The following is a 14,188-nucleotide window of genomic DNA, read 5'->3' as shown; positions in this document are numbered from 1 at the left end:
CGCTTTCAACGCCGCCGTTACAACTGAACGCGCGGCTGAGCCTCAGCAACCCGGAACAGGCGACGGCAATAATCCAGGAAGTAGCCGTAGGCCGCGCCCATCAGCATCGATATCAATGCGTTGGAACTCACCGCCGCCACCATCTGATGCCAGTCTGCCCCCACGAACAGCAGGATTAACGCGTAAACCGGTGACTGAAATGTCACATAGGCCAGCACGTCCGCCAGATTCTTCGCCCAACTTCCGGCGCTGGCGCGTCTTGCCTGACGGATAAAGAGATCCCGGTAAATTCCATAAGGCCAGGCAATAAGTATGTTGACCGGGATAGACACCAGACGGGAAGAGAGCGACTGTTCAAAGGTCATGCCGGAGATGAAAATCTCAATAACCATCCCAACAGCAAAACAATACACCACCATGGCGAAAGTATCCGCCGCCGCGTGACGCAGGCGCGAGTGAGGCGAGAACATGTCAGCACTCCTTTTTAAAACAATCAGTTAACATAATAATGGCGAAGTGATGGTTAACATCTTCTTGCCAGTTATATGATTTGGTATTATGTGTTTCAATAGAGTATATTGCTGTATAAGAACTAACAACTAGTGATTAATTTTTATTTGTTGGCTTTCAATCGATAAAATTCTCTGAAATGCGCGTTTTGTGCGCATTGCCGCTATAAACCATTGGCGACTTGATAAATATTTTATAAATCAATGTGTTGCGTTTTTTGTGGGTCTGCGTTTTTGCTGATTTTTTGGCGTTTATAGATGCGGTGTAATTATTTATCAAATCAATATTTTAAATCTTATTAGGATCATAAGTTAATTATTCTCATCGATGAGATATAGAAAGCCGAAATGGATTCGCTTATTCTGTCTTCATGCTATTTCAGGAAAGGGTAAAAATGAATTTACGAGCTGTAAGTTCGCGGCTTGCACATTTAATTATAGAGTTAATGCAGGACGCGCCACTTAATAAAAAGTTACTTCACGCTTATTTTAACGTGTTAGTCGATCTTAATGAAAATGACTTCCCGGATACATTATCCCGGGATCTCAAAAATATTAAATCTGTGTTTAGCGACCCGCATGCGATCAGGTTTGATAAATTAACTGAAGCGGAATTAATCCGTCTTGCTTCACGGATTGTCCGGTTACTCACTGAGATCAGTTATCATGCCGGGCTACAGGCGGGGCAAAGGCCGTTGTCTGAGTCTCTTTTTTCAGATACAGATCACCGAGAAAAATAAGTGTGAGCTTACGTTTTTAAATAGTACTAATCTTAAAACTTTTCCGGAAGCGTATTTTTTGGCTGAACTGTAGCGTTTGGTGGGTATCGGTAAAGTAATGTCATTACAGTGGCGGTTTCTTAATGGCAGGCTAAACTTGAGAACATGTTGTTTTATAACCACCTGCATAATAAGGAAGTCGAATATGGGTTTCTGGAGAATCGTTATTACTATTCTTTTACCGCCGTTGGGCGTGTTATTGGGTAAAGGGTTTGGTATGGCTTTCATACTGAATATTATCCTTACCCTGCTGGGTTATATTCCAGGACTGATTCACGCATTTTGGGTTCAATCGCGCCCGTAAAAAATCCACGGCTCAGCATTACGCTGAGCCGTACTGTTTCTCCCGCTCTACTCTCCGTGCCCGTTACAACGCCTCCCTGATATATTTTTGGTATCTATCTCTAATATTTAGAAAATCCTTAGCGTAAATGCTCGGCAAGAGGCGATATGTCACATTTTTTATCTGGCTGACAGGGATAATTCGCGCAAACTAAAACCGATGGAGAGTGTGCACATGGCGTTATTTAGAAAGACGATTCTGGCGGCTTTTGTGATGGGATGCAGCAGCGCCGCGCTGGCTTTACCTCATATCACCATTCTGGCAACCGGCGGGACCATCGCAGGCGGTGGGGCATCAGCCACGCAGTCCGCGTACAAGGCGGGTAAAGTTACAGTTGAAAACCTGGTGGATGCCGTACCGGAATTGAAGTCCATCGCGCAAATTAAAGGCGAGCAGGTGGTCAGCATCGGCTCTCAGGATATGAACGATGAGGTCTGGCTGACGCTGGCGAAGAAGATCAACAGCAGCTGCGACAGCACCGATGGATTTGTGATCACTCACGGCACCGACACCATGGAGGAGACCGCGTACTTCCTGGATTTAACGGTCAAATGCAATAAGCCGGTGGTGATGGTCGGTGCCATGCGTCCTTCTACCGCCATGAGCGCAGACGGTCCGTTCAATCTGTATAACGCGGTGATTACCGCCGCCGATCCGCAATCCGCCAATCGCGGGGTGCTGGTGGCGATGAACGATACGGTGCTGGATGGCCGCGACGTCACCAAAACCAACACCACCGATGTCGCCACCTTTAAAGGCGTTAACTTTGGCCCGCTGGGTTATATCCATAATGGCAAAGTCGATTACCAGCGTGCCCCAGCCCGTAAACACACCACCCAGACGCCCTTTAACGTCAATAACCTGACGGAGCTGCCGAAAGTCGGGATCGTCTACAACTACGCCAACGCATCGGATCTACCGGTGAAAGCGCTGGTGGAGGGCGGTTATAAAGGCATCGTCAGCGCAGGAGTCGGTAACGGCAACCTGTATAAAACCGTATTTGATAGCCTTGCTACTGCTGCGCATAATGGCGTCGCCGTGGTGCGGTCATCGCGCGTACCGACGGGCTCTACCACGCAGGATGCCGAAGTGGATGACGCCAAATATGGCTTTGTCGCCTCCGGGACGCTGAACCCGCAAAAAGCGCGCGTATTACTGCAACTGGCTTTGACGCAGACCAGCGATCCGCAACAAATCCAGACCCTGTTCAACCAGTATTGATCCACCGCGGAGCCTGGTTTCAGGCTCCGCGATTTCAAGCGAGACGCTGAAACATCATGAAATCATTGCTGAACCGGCCAGATGAAAATAGTTCTTGCTAAACTATTCTACCCCTGTATGATTGCCCTCGGTTTGTCAGACAGACCTTATGAAAGCAGTTTTAGTAAAGCAGTCCTCAGTTAGAGCGTTATCTTTGATACCCCTTCTCGTGAGTCTCCTCCTAAGCTTCTAAATAAGTTAATTCTGCAACGCGAGCCACGATATCCGCATCGAGCGGCACTTTATTTTTTCGAGGAAGTATCAATGTCTAATAAAATGACTGGTTTAGTAAAATGGTTCAACGCTGATAAAGGCTTCGGCTTCATCACTCCTGACAACGGCGGCAAAGACGTGTTCGTACACTTCTCCGCAATCCAGACTAACGGCTTTAAAGTTCTGGAAGACAACCAGAAAGTAGAATTCTCTATCGAGAACGGCGCTAAAGGCCCGGCTGCTGCGAACGTTGTTGTTCTGTAAGTGTTGACTCTCTCGCTTGAATTTACGATAGCGAAGACGGTTTAACCCGAGCAGTTAAATAAAGCGATAAAAACCCGCCATTGAGCGGGTTTTTTTAACTCTGTTATTCCTTCTCTGATATGCTTCATCCTTGTCTTATTAAGGATGATTATGATTACCACCATTACGCCGCAGGAATTCCCCGCGCTGATCCCGGTCTGGGAAAGCGCCGTGCGCGCGACCCATGATTTTCTCTCCGACCAGGATATCGCTGCGCTACGCGCCCAAATCCCTGACTATTTCCCGATGGTGACATTACGCGTCTGGCGCGATCCGCAGGGCCAAATCCAGGGCTTTGTTGGCCTGGCTGGCGAGGCGATTGAAATGCTGTTTATTGATGCCAGCAGCCGGGGAAGGGTATTGGCCGCGCGTTACTGACGTGGGCGATGGAGCAGGGCGCGAACCAGTTGGACGTGAATGAACACAATCCGCAGGCGCTGGCGTTCTATCAACATTGTGGATTTGAGGTGATTGGGCGTTCCGCGCTGGACGGCCAGGGTCGACCTTTCCCGCTTTTGCATATGCGCTATGTAAAACCCCGTTAAAAAACAGCCTGGCGGATACTGCTGCCGGGATGCGTTCCCGGTAACGCTTTTCTCTGTAATCATAGCCATAATCCGTGGATGACCGGGTTATTTGCGTTTATCCCCCGATAATTCTGTATTACCCCATGCCTCTCACTTCCCCTCAATGGGCCACAACGCTTGCCATGAGAAAGTAAATGCGTACAATTCTCATTTGCTTTTTCATGGCGGGGCGGGTGCGCCTCACCCCTCGCGCCGACAAGGCAAATAAATCCTTAAAACATGACCGGTATTACTCAACCGTGGCCCGAAAGCGGTTGAGTAATAACCGGTTAACTTAATCTCTTCCTGTTCTGGCGCTTTTCGCCTGCGGTTAACCGCCCGCGTCAGGATGGTTAGCAAGGAGCTTGCATTGAAAATCAAACACACGCTGCTGGCGCTTGCCGTTGCCGCGTCCCTGGCCAGCTGCGCCGCGCATAAAGCGCAGCCCACAAAAGCCGTCGCCGCGCCTGCCACTCAGGCCGTGGAGAAAAATCAAACCGTTGAACAGCGGGAACTGGCGAACGGCCTGTATGAAATGGTCATCAACCCGGCAGGCGATGCGCTGTATGTCGCCAGTGCGTTAAGTTTCAAAGACGTGCAGGGCGGCGTGGTTTACAAGCTCGATCCCAAAACGCTGAAAACCATCGGCGAAGCCCATACCGATTTGAAAAACTTCGGCGCGGCGATTTCCCCTGACGGCAGCACCCTGTATGTGACCAACTCGCTGGACGGCGGCATCAGCGCGCTGGATACCGCAACCGGCAAAGTGAAAACCCGTACCCTGTTTAAAGAGCGTAATAAAGAGGGCTTCCCTTACGGCGCGCGTGAAATCCTGCTGCATGACGACCTGCTGTACGTGGGCGGCGTTGCCGATCCGGCGGTGATCTGGGTGGTTGACGCCAGCACCATGAAGCTGAAAAAACGCATCGACAACGCGGGGAAATGGGTCACCGGCTTGCATTATTCCGCCCAGACTCAGCGCCTTTACGCGGCTAACGGCGGCGGCGAAATCCTGGTGATTAACCCGAAAACGCAGCGCATCGAACAGCGCTGGGCGCCGCTCGGCGTGGACAAGGCGCTGCTGCTGAACCTGGCGGAAGATCCTGAAACGGGCCGCCTGTTCGTTACGGACAATTCGAAAGCCAAAACCACACTGGTGCTGGATATCCATTCCGGCAAGGTGATCAAACAGTTGGATACCGGCGATACCCTGGGCGTGAAGTTCAACCCGAAGCGCCACGAAATCTACCTTTCACAGCGTGAAAGCGGAAAAGTGCTGGTGCTTGACGCGACCCGTTACACGGTGAAAAAGCAGTTCGATCTGCCGCCGCACCCGAACAGCCTGCTGCTCTCCGCCGACGGGCAAACGCTGTACGTCACCGTCAAACAGGGCTTTAACAAGGATCACTCCACTAAAGGCCCGGACAGCATTGTGCGAATTTCGCTCAATCAATAAACCGCTCTGTTAAAGGGCATTCTCTTTTGCATTTTTTGAGTCACCAGGTATGAACGCAAAAACGAAAACACTACTGGCGCTGGCGATTGGCGCGACTGTGCAGGGCGCGCAGGCGGCTACCGCGGAAACCGCTAAAACAAGTCAGGAAGACACCATTGTGGTCCAGGCTTCCGGGAGCGACTTTACGCCCGGCGGTGATGAGCTGGTTCCGGCTTTCCTTGACGGCCAGATGGCCAACGGCGGGCGACTGGGAATGCTGGGTGAACAAAGCGCCATGGACGTGCCCTTTAACGTTATCGGCTACACGTCGAAGCTGATTGACGATCAGCAGGCGAAAACCATTGCCGATGTCGTCAGCAATGACGCGGGCGTGCAGAACGTGCAGGGTTACGGCAACTATGCTGAAACCTACCGCATTCGCGGCTTCAAGCTGGATGGCGATGACATGACTTTCGGCGGCCTGGCGGGCGTCGTACCGCGCCAGGTGGTGGATGCCGCCATGCTGGAGCGTGTGGAAATCTTTAAAGGCGCCAACGCGCTGGTCAACGGCGCCGCCTCTTCCGGCGTGGGCGGGATGATCAACCTGGAGCCGAAACACGCCACCGACACGCCGGTTACCCGCGTCGGCGTGGATTACACCTCCGCCTCTCAGGTGGGCGGTTCGATGGATGCAGGCCGCCGCTTCGGCGATAACAACCAGTTCGGCGCGCGGGTTAACCTGCTGCATCGCGAAGGCGAAAGCCCGATTGAAGACGATAAGCGCCGCACCACCCTGGCCTCGATTGGGCTGGATTACAAAGGCGACCGCCTGCGCGGCTCGCTGGACATGGGCTACCAGAAAAAGACCTTCCATGGCGGCACCGTGGGCGTGAACGTCAGCGCCGTAGACTTCATACCCGATCCGCCGCGCAATACCAGTAACTACGCCCAGAAGTGGGGCTACAGCAATATCGAAAACGAGTTCGGCCTGGCGCGCGCCGAATACGATCTGACCGACAACTGGACCACTTATCTCGGATTCGGCATGCAGCACAGCCATGAAACCGGGATCTACAGTTCGCCGAAAGTGAATAACGTCAACGGCAACGCCACGATCGGCCGTCTGGATACCAACGCCATCCGCGATTCCTACAGCGGCATGGGCGGCATTCGCGGCAATTTCGATACCGGCTTCGTCTCCCATAAAGTGAACGTCGGCTACTCCGCGCTGCTGCGCCGCGACAATATCGCCTGGACGATGCTGTCGAAAAACCCGGCGGTACCGGTGAATATTTATCATCCGCAAGATGTGCCGATGCCGGATGCCGATCTGAAAGGCGGTAATTACAGCGATCCGCTCACCACCGGCCGCACCCGCACTCAGGGCTGGCTGCTGAGCGATACCCTGGGCGTGCTGGACGACAAACTGTTGCTGACCCTGGGGGCGCGCCATCAGAAAGTGGTGGTGCGTAACTACAGCAACGCCACCGGCGCGGAGACCGCCAACTCGCGCTATGACCAGAGCCGCTGGATGCCGACTTACGGCCTGGTGTACAAAGCCTGGGATGAGGTCTCGTTCTACGCCAACCACACCGAAGCGCTACAGCCTGGCCAGGCCGCGCCGAAAGGCACCACCAACTATGGCGAAAGCACGGACATCGTTCATTCGAAGCAAAACGAAGTGGGCGTGAAAATGGACTATGGCCGCATCGGCGGCTCGCTGGCGCTGTATGAAATCAAAAAGCCGTCGGGCTTTAACGTCGCCTCCAGCGATCCCGATGCCTTGCCAACCTGGAAAATGGACGGCGAACAGCGTAACCGCGGCATTGAGCTGAACGTGTTCGGCGAACCGATGCTGGGCCTGCGCGTTAACGGCAGCGCGACCTGGATTGACGCCGAGTTGACCAAAACGCAAAACGGCGTCAATAAAGGCAATGACCCGATCGGCATCCCGTCGTATGTGATGGTGCTGGGCGCGGAATACGACATCCAGCCGGTACAGGGGTTGACCGCCACGGCGCGCGTTAACCGTACCGGATCGCAATACGCCAACGCGGCGAACACCAAAAAACTCGACGCTTACACCACGCTGGATTTGGGCGTTCGCTACAAAATGCAGCTGAATCAGGATCGCAACGAAATGACCTTGCGGGTGGGCGTGGATAACGTCACCAACGAGAACTACTGGTCGAGCGTGGATGACGGCGGCACCTACATCTTCCAGGGCGAGCCGCGAACCCTGAAAGTATCGATGAGTTACGACTTCTAAAACAGTAAGGGGCGATAAGCCCCTTTTCTCATTGTTATAAATTTGTAATAAAACCTTCTTACACTGCTCACTTCTGATAACAATACCGACAGGAAGCCATGATGAGCAGACCCCTCAAGCCGCTGTTTAAACAGGAACACAGCGACGAAATCAGTAACCGCAGCGCCAACCCCGTGTTTTCCGATGTTGCCAACGCCTTTTTAAGCCGCCGTCGTTTCTTACAGATGGGCGTGGTGGCCGGTGCGGCGGTCTCTTTCCCGGCACTCATGAAATCGCCAGCGGCCTGGGCGGTGGAAACCGCGATGGCCCGTCCTTCCTCGCTGGGTTTCACCAGTATCGCGGTTTCTACCGACGATACGGTGCGCGTGCCGGAGGGGTACGTGGCGCGCCCGTTCTATCGCTGGGGCGATGCGGTGGGCTTAAAGGACAACCTGCCGGAGTTCAAAACCGACGGCAGCAATACCACCGATGAGCAGGCCGCGCAGGCGGGCATGCACCACGACGGGATGGCCTGGTTCAGCCTGCCGCTGGGCGGCGACGATCCGCACCACGGGCTACTGGCGATGAACCACGAATACATCGATAACGGCCTGCTGTTTAAAGATGGCGTGGCCAACTGGAACCTCGACAAGGTCCGCAAAGGGCAGAATGCCATGGGGATTTCGGTCATTGAGGTGAAAAAACAGGGCGACAGCTGGACCGTGGTACGCCCGTCTGAATTTGCGCGCCGCATCACCGTCAATACGCCGATGAAACTCACCGGACCGGCAAAAAATCATACGCTGATGAAAACCGACGCCGATCCGCAGGGCGAAACGGTGCTCGGCACCATGCAGAACTGCGCGAATGGTCATACGCCCTGGGGCACTTATCTGACCTGCGAAGAGAACTGGTCGGATATTTTCGTGAAGAAAGCGGCCCCGAACCCGCTGGAAAAACGCTACGGCATCAGCGACAGCGACGAATCCTACCGCTGGAGCGAAGCCGACGCGCGCTTCAGCGTCGACGCCACGCCGAACGAACCCAACCGCTTCGGCTGGGTGGTAGAAATCGACCCGTACAACCCGCAGTCCACGCCGCGCAAGCACACCGCGCTGGGCCGTTTCAAACATGAAGGCGCGGCCATCACCCTGGCGGCGGATAATCGCGTGGTCGCCTATATGGGCGACGACCAGAAATTCGAATACATCTACAAATTCGTTTCCGCCAATAAATACGACGCCAGCCAGCGCGATGCCGCCCTGGATCTGCTCTCTGAGGGCACGCTGTACGTGGCGAAATTTAATGAAGACGGCAGCGGAAGCTGGCTGCCGCTGGTCTACGGGCAATCGGGGCTGGATGCCAGCAACGGGTTCGCCAGCCAGGGCGAACTGCTGATCAAAACGCGTCTCGCCGCTGACGTGGTGGGGGCCACCAAAATGGACCGCCCGGAATGGATTGCGGTGGATCCGCACGCCGCCGGCAGCGTCTACTGTACCCTGACCAACAACAGCGATCGCGGCAAAGAGGGCAAAACGCCGGTCGATGCCGCCAACCCGCGCGCCAATAACGTCTACGGCCATATCATGCACTGGACTGAAGAGAACAGCGACCCCGCGTCCACCGCGTTCAAATGGGATATCCTGGTGATGGGCGGCAAGCCGGACAGCGCCGACGAGAAAGCTAAAGGCTCGATGAAGGGCGCGGAATTCGGCAGCCCGGACGGCCTGTCGTTCGACCATCGCGGCGTGCTGTGGATCCAGACCGACGTCTCGTCCAGCACCATCAACAAAAAAGCCTACGAGGGCATGGGCAACAACCAGATGCTCGCCACCGTGCCGGGCACCAATGAGTATCGCCGCTTCCTCACCGGGCCGCGCGGCTGCGAGATCACCGGCATCGCCTTTACGCCGGATAACCGCACGCTGTTTATCAATATCCAGCATCCCGGCGAACCGGGCGATGACATCAGCGATCCGGCGAACCCGACCGCCGTGTCTACCTGGCCTGACGGCGATAAAAACAGCCGTCCGCGCTCGTCCACCGTGGTGATTGTCAAAGCCGACGGCGGGATTATCGGCAGTTAACCGCAACGGCCTCCCCAGGAGGCCGTTTTTCTTCTGTGCCGTAACCCTCTCTTTTTGCTATTGATCGCGTGAATGTGCTGTCGTCTGCGCTGCGGTTTGGGCTATGCTCAGTAAACGTCTGCCCGCGCCCCGCGTTTCCTGCCTGAAGGAGGACGTCGCCCGTGACCACTGCCATTATCATCGACGATCATCCTCTGGCGCGGATGGCGATCCGCGGCATGCTGGAAGCGCACGCCATTACCGTGACCCATGAATTCGAAGACGGGACGGCAGCCCTTAAGGCGCTGCGCCACGAACGCCCGGATATTATCGTCATTGATGTCGATATCCCCGGCGTTAACGGTATCGACCTGATCGAGAAACTGCGCAAACAGCATTACCCCGGCATCGTGATTGTGGTGTCGGCGAAAAACGATCGTTACTACAGCCGACGCAGCGCCGAAGCGGGCGCCCACGCCTTCATCAGCAAAAAAGAAGAAATGACCACCCTCATCGCGGCGATCCAGGCGGCGCAAAATGGCTACAGCTATTTCCCCTTCGTGCTGGATGATTTTACCGGCCTACCGCCAGGCGATCGCGAAAAGCTCGAGTTACTTTCCACTCAGGAGATGAAAGTGATGCGCTATATGCTGGAGGGGTTCGATAACAACAGAATCGGCGAGCAGATGCATATCAGCGGTAAAACCGTCAGCACCTATAAAACCCGGCTGATGGAAAAACTGGGATGCAAAACGCTTATCGAGCTGCTGGCCTTTGCCAGCCAGAATAAGCTGATCTGACCGATGAAAAGCCTGCTGGTGATGCTGTTTATTGCGCTGGCAGCGCTGGTGACCCCGGCGCAAGCGCAAATGCCTGCGGCTGAAAAACTCGATCTGTCTGGCTTTAACCCCTTGCAGCCGGTACAGCTGTATCTCACCGATGAGCAAAACCGCTGGCTGCGTCAGAAAAAAACCTTACGGGTGGCGATCTTCCCACCGGATATTCCGCCGCTGGTGCTCAACACGGTGTCGGGCCGCTATCGGGGGATGAACGCCGATTATCTGGCGCTGATGCAGCGCTCGCTGAATATCAATCTTGAAGTATGGCGCTATCAGAATGACGCGCAGGCGATGGACGCCCTGAAGCAGAACCAGGTCGATCTGTTACTCACCGGCTTGCAGTATCAACCTGAACCACCTGCCGGTATTGCGCTTTCCGCGCCGGTGATCTCCTCCTGGCCCGCGCTGGTAACCACCCTGGCTAACGTGATGGAGCCGCTGCGCAGCCAGAAATTTGTCACCGTCGCGACGGTAGACGACTATCCGCCTGACGCGTGGATCGCTCAGTCATTCCCCAATGCGCAAATTCACCGCTATGCCAGCTATCATGCGGCGCTCTCCTCCGTGGCGGAAGGGAAGAACAACTATTTTATCGGCGACAATTTGCCGGGCAGCGCGATTATTTCCCAGGAGTTCGCCCTGGCGCTGACCGCGGTAAAATACTGGGGCGACGAGCAGAAAAGAAGCCATTTCCTGATCGCGCCGTCACAGGAACCGCTACGGCAAATCGTTAACCGCTTTCTCGGGGCGATGGATGAACACCTTCATAATCAAATCACCCAGTCGTGGATTGAAAAAGGCAACCTGACCTTCGCGCTGGATACGCTGGAATTAACCCATCGGGAACGGCTGTGGCTGAACCAGCACAACACGCTGCGGATTATTGTTAATCCGTATTTCGCCCCCTATACCCTGCTGGACAGCAATCTGGAAACCCGGGGGATTATTGGCGACATCCTGAACTTAATCAGCCTGCAAACCGGCCTGAAATTTGAAACCATTGTCGTCAAATCCAACGATGAAATGCTGGGAGCCATGGGCAAGGGCGGCTGGCATTTAATGCAGACTGCAACCTGGGATGTGAACCGCATTGATAATGTGTCCTACACCCATCCTTTTATTACCACGCCCAACGTTATTGTGATGAAAAGCGACCCGCCGCAGACCATCGCGCTGCGGCCCGGCATGACCGTCGCCATCGCCTCGCTGCATAATCTGATCCCGGCGCTGAGCAGCAAATACCCCGGCATCACCTGGCGGCAGGTGGATAACGCCAGCGTGGCGCTGAATCTGGTCGCGAACGGCGAGGTAGACGCGGCGCTCTCCAACCAGTTAACCATGCGCTACTTCAGCGAGCACTATTATCCCGACCAACTGGTCTTTACGCCGCTGCCCGATGAACCGCCGTCGGCGATTGGTTTTGCCATGCCGCGTTCGGAACCCGAACTGCGGCAAATCCTCGATAAGGCGCTGGATAACATCCCGCAAAAAGAGATCCTGCAAATCGTCGGTAAATGGGTGCGCTTACCCGATGTGACCATCGACACCTGGGAACTATACAACCGGCCATTTTACCTGGTGGCGCTACTGGCGGGGCTACTGGTGCTGAGCAGCCTGCTCTGGGGGCTGTATTTGCTGTCGGAAATCCGCAAAAGAAAACGGGCGCAGCACCAGCTGGAGCAGGAAAAAGACAACGCCCTGCGGGCCAATAAAGAGAAGCGCCTTTTTCTGGCGCGCATGAGCCACGAGATCCGCACCCCGGTGAGCGCCATCATGGGTTTTCTGGAGCTGCTGCATCATTCCAGGGATATCCGCGCCGGGCACGATAAAACCGCCGTGGATCGCGCATGGCAGGCTTCCCGGTCGTTGATGATGCTGATCGGTAACGTGCTGGATCTGGAAAAAATCGAATCCGGCAAGGTCGAACTCACGCCGCGATGGGTCGACATCAACGCGCTGCTGGCGGAGGTGACGCAACTGTTCAGCGGGTTGGCGGCGCAGAAATCGCTGTCATTACGGGTTAATAGCACGCTGATGGATCATTGGCTGTGGCTGGATCCACAGCCGCTGCGCCAGGTCTTGACCAATCTGATTGGAAACGCCGTGAAATTCACTCATCAGGGCAGCGTTACCGTGACGGCCCAGACGCAGCGGGTGGATGAAAAACAGGTTGAGCTGATGATTGAGGTGAGCGATACCGGGCCGGGCATTCCGGTCGACCAGCAGAGCCGGCTGTTTACGCCGTTCAGCCAGACCGATACGGGCCGCGCGCAGAGCGGATCGGGCCTGGGGCTGGCAATCAGCAAGGAGTTGCTGTCGCAGATGGGCGGCACCCTGGAATTGCAAAGCGAGCCGGGTCGGGGCACGACCTTTACCCTCAACCTGGCGGCGGCCAGTCAGCGTGGCCGGGTGCAAAGGGCCACACACGCGCCCGCACAGCCCGATGCCCTGGCGCAGCGGCTGGCAATACTGATTGCCGACGATCATCCCACCAACCGCCTGCTGTTAAAGGAACAGTTGCACGCGCTTGGGCAGCGGGCCGATGAAGCCAGCGACGGCACGCAGGCGCTGGCGGCGCTCCGGCAGCGCCAGTACGACCTGCTGATCACCGACATCAATATGCCTGAAATGGATGGTATCGCCCTCACCAGAGCCCTGCGCGCCGCCGGGCAAAAACTGGTGATTTGGGGGCTGACGGCCTCGGCGCAGGAGGAAGAGCAGCAGCGTTGCCTGGCGGCGGGAATGAACGCCTGCCTGTTCAAACCGCTGAGTCTGTCGCAGCTGCACGCCATGCTTTCGGCGCTGGCGTTGCCCGAAAAACCGGTTCTCGACGTGGAAAAACTGTCGCGACTGACCATGAACAACAAGGCCCTGATGCAAAATGCCCTTGAGGACGCCCAACGGGAAAATCGCCGCGATCTGTCCTCGGCGCAGGCGGCGGCGGAGCGGGGCGACTGGGTCGTGGTGCGGCATCATCTTCATCGGCTTAACGGCACCGCGCAGCTGCTGGGCGCTGTCCGGTTACACGATCTGGCCGCTCAGCTCGAACAGGACCTGGTGGATAACAAAAATAGCCAGGGGATGTTAGCCAGGCTGCGACGCATGGAGGGGCTGTTGGATGAGCTGGATAACGCCGCGCAGCGAATCGCCAGCGACGATGATTAGCCTGTTGACTGCCGCCTCTTAAGAAACGGCTTACGTGTGTAGGGCGTGGCCTGCACAACAATAAGTATCCGCCGATAGGGTTAAACCAGGCTGTCTGTATAATTGCTCACAGGTCGCGGGAAATATATTCCTAAACCCGTCCTGGAATATTTCCTAAGAAAATTCCATTTTTAACAGATTAACAAGTTTAAGCTATCGAAGCGGAGAAATGAGAAAGAAAAATCGATAATAAAATACACCCTGAAAATCGTTATTCCAGATTTTTATTCTGATTATTTTATTTATTTTCGTTATGTTCAGATTATCTGTCTGAATTTGCCGCTTTGCCTGAATTAAACGATCGTTTTGATCTCAATCGGGGAATCACTAATTTTTTGCGAGTGATCTCCCTGGGGAATATAAGGTAAATTTTAAACAGAGAATGCAGATGTTGATCATTGAGTTTTCGAAAGGGGATAAAAC

The 14,188-nt window shown here is 55.0% G+C and carries 10 protein-coding genes and 1 pseudogene; 10 read left to right on the top strand and 1 reads right to left on the bottom strand.

The features are described 5' to 3' along the window. Positions 1-17: 17 nt before the first annotated feature. The gene (gene alaE, locus GV764_RS18120) at positions 18-470 is read right to left on the bottom strand and encodes an L-alanine exporter AlaE (RefSeq protein ID WP_161661340.1); all 453 of its coding nucleotides are present in this window, start codon (positions 468-470) and stop codon (positions 18-20) included. Positions 471-904: 434 nt separating this feature from the next. On the opposite strand from alaE, the gene GV764_RS18115 reads away from it, so the two are divergent. From GV764_RS18115 to GV764_RS18070, 10 genes and pseudogenes are all read left to right on the top strand, one after another. Next, on the top strand, positions 905-1,249 hold the full coding sequence (locus GV764_RS18115) for a hypothetical protein (RefSeq protein ID WP_161661339.1): 345 nt from the start codon (positions 905-907) through the stop codon (positions 1,247-1,249). A gap of 184 nt (positions 1,250-1,433) precedes the next feature. Continuing rightward, positions 1,434-1,592 (top strand): YqaE/Pmp3 family membrane protein, encoded by a 159-nt coding sequence (locus GV764_RS18110; RefSeq protein WP_125294917.1) that lies wholly within the window; start codon positions 1,434-1,436, stop codon positions 1,590-1,592. A gap of 213 nt (positions 1,593-1,805) precedes the next feature. Next, on the top strand, positions 1,806-2,852 hold the full coding sequence (ansB, locus tag GV764_RS18105; RefSeq protein WP_161661338.1) for an L-asparaginase 2: 1,047 nt from the start codon (positions 1,806-1,808) through the stop codon (positions 2,850-2,852). Positions 2,853-3,155: 303 nt separating this feature from the next. Continuing rightward, positions 3,156-3,368: a cold shock protein CspG gene (gene cspG / locus GV764_RS18100; RefSeq protein ID WP_125294852.1), complete on the top strand. Its 213-nt coding sequence runs from the start codon at positions 3,156-3,158 to the stop codon at positions 3,366-3,368. 144 nt (positions 3,369-3,512) lie between these two features. After that, positions 3,513-3,952 (top strand): annotated as a pseudogene (locus GV764_RS18095) (GNAT family N-acetyltransferase). Between the two features lie 391 nt (positions 3,953-4,343). Beyond that, complete coding sequence (locus GV764_RS18090; protein ID WP_476561225.1) at positions 4,344-5,429, top strand: YncE family protein; 1,086 nt, start codon at positions 4,344-4,346, stop codon at positions 5,427-5,429. A gap of 49 nt (positions 5,430-5,478) precedes the next feature. Continuing rightward, a complete protein-coding gene (locus GV764_RS18085) occupies positions 5,479-7,677 on the top strand; it encodes a TonB-dependent receptor (protein ID WP_161661336.1) in 2,199 nt (732 codons plus the stop codon). A gap of 101 nt (positions 7,678-7,778) precedes the next feature. Further along, on the top strand, positions 7,779-9,743 hold the full coding sequence (locus GV764_RS18080; RefSeq protein ID WP_161661335.1) for a PhoX family protein: 1,965 nt from the start codon (positions 7,779-7,781) through the stop codon (positions 9,741-9,743). 161 nt (positions 9,744-9,904) lie between these two features. Next, positions 9,905-10,522: an acid-sensing system DNA-binding response regulator EvgA gene (evgA, locus tag GV764_RS18075; protein WP_328515184.1), complete on the top strand. Its 618-nt coding sequence runs from the start codon at positions 9,905-9,907 to the stop codon at positions 10,520-10,522. A gap of 3 nt (positions 10,523-10,525) precedes the next feature. Further along, entirely contained in the window at positions 10,526-13,726 is a 3,201-nt protein-coding gene (locus GV764_RS18070) for an ATP-binding protein (RefSeq protein ID WP_161661334.1), read from the top strand. Positions 13,727-14,188 lie beyond the last annotated feature (462 nt).

It is taken from the genome of Atlantibacter hermannii, assembly GCF_009907385.1.
GTDB lineage: Bacteria > Pseudomonadota > Gammaproteobacteria > Enterobacterales > Enterobacteriaceae > Atlantibacter > Atlantibacter hermannii_A.
The sequence above is the reverse complement of the archived record's forward strand: the minus strand, read 5'-3'. Positions and strand labels throughout refer to the sequence as shown.

Excerpts from the sequence above, each read along its gene's own strand:
- GV764_RS18115 (WP_161661339.1), top strand. The coding sequence starts at position 905 with ATGAATTTACGAGCTGTAAGTTCGCGGCTTGCACATTTAATTATAGAG.
- GV764_RS18085 (WP_161661336.1), top strand. The coding sequence starts at position 5,479 with ATGAACGCAAAAACGAAAACACTACTGGCGCTGGCGATTGGCGCGACT.
- GV764_RS18070 (WP_161661334.1), top strand. The coding sequence starts at position 10,526 with ATGAAAAGCCTGCTGGTGATGCTGTTTATTGCGCTGGCAGCGCTGGTG.
- alaE (WP_161661340.1), bottom strand. The coding sequence starts at position 470 with ATGTTCTCGCCTCACTCGCGCCTGCGTCACGCGGCGGCGGATACTTTC.
- GV764_RS18080 (WP_161661335.1), top strand. The coding sequence starts at position 7,779 with ATGAGCAGACCCCTCAAGCCGCTGTTTAAACAGGAACACAGCGACGAA.
- GV764_RS18110 (WP_125294917.1), top strand. The coding sequence starts at position 1,434 with ATGGGTTTCTGGAGAATCGTTATTACTATTCTTTTACCGCCGTTGGGC.
- cspG (WP_125294852.1), top strand. The coding sequence starts at position 3,156 with ATGTCTAATAAAATGACTGGTTTAGTAAAATGGTTCAACGCTGATAAA.
- ansB (WP_161661338.1), top strand. The coding sequence starts at position 1,806 with ATGGCGTTATTTAGAAAGACGATTCTGGCGGCTTTTGTGATGGGATGC.